Here is a 722-nt window from a genome sequence, read left to right on the forward strand (position 1 = left end):
CAGCTTTATTCCTTGCATCAGACGCTAGCGATGTATTTAGGAGGAGGAGCTAGCTATGAAGGTGGCGAATGGAGGGCTCCGGAATTCAAGGTTTCACAATTCAATTCTGATGGTAGTTCGTCAGAAAAGAAGATCTATCATGATGTAGCAGGAGCTTTTGATGGTGTCAGTGATGGTATGACGAGTATCAACGAGCGTATTCATGATGTTGAGAAGAATGTGGCGAGCAATGGTTTGAATTGGAATGAAGAAGAAGGCGCGTATGATGCGAAGCATGATGGTAAGTCGAGTAAGATTACGAATGTATTGGATGGTAAGATAGAAGAAGGCTCGCAAGAAGTTGTTAATGGTGGTCAGCTTTGGAGCACGAATGAGAGGGTAAAAGAGGTTGAAGACAAAGTAGATACGATAGATCAACATGTGAAAGATATTGAAGTAGCCGTAACAGATGGCGTTGTTAACTATGATAAAGATAGTGATGGGAAAAAGACCAATAGCATTACGTTAGTAGGAGGCAATGACAGCGAACCTGTTATGATAGACAATGTAGCGGCAGGCAAGATTGAAACAGGTTCTCAGCAAGCTGTTAATGGCGGTCAGTTGCATGATTATACTGAAGAGCAGATGAAGATAGTTCTTGAAGATGCCAATAAGTATACGGATGAGAAAGTTAGTGGTCTTGTCAATGATGCTGTTAACGAGTCGAAATCCTATACGGATAT

Annotated in this window: 1 pseudogene; it reads left to right on the plus strand. The window is 41.7% G+C overall.

Annotated elements, in window-relative coordinates:
• Positions 1-722, plus strand: a pseudogene (locus ACFIMP_RS09845) (Vomp family autotransporter); the annotation flags it as partial.

This window comes from Bartonella sp. AP65SXKL (assembly GCF_042195725.1).
In the GTDB taxonomy this organism is placed as follows: domain Bacteria; phylum Pseudomonadota; class Alphaproteobacteria; order Rhizobiales; family Rhizobiaceae; genus Bartonella.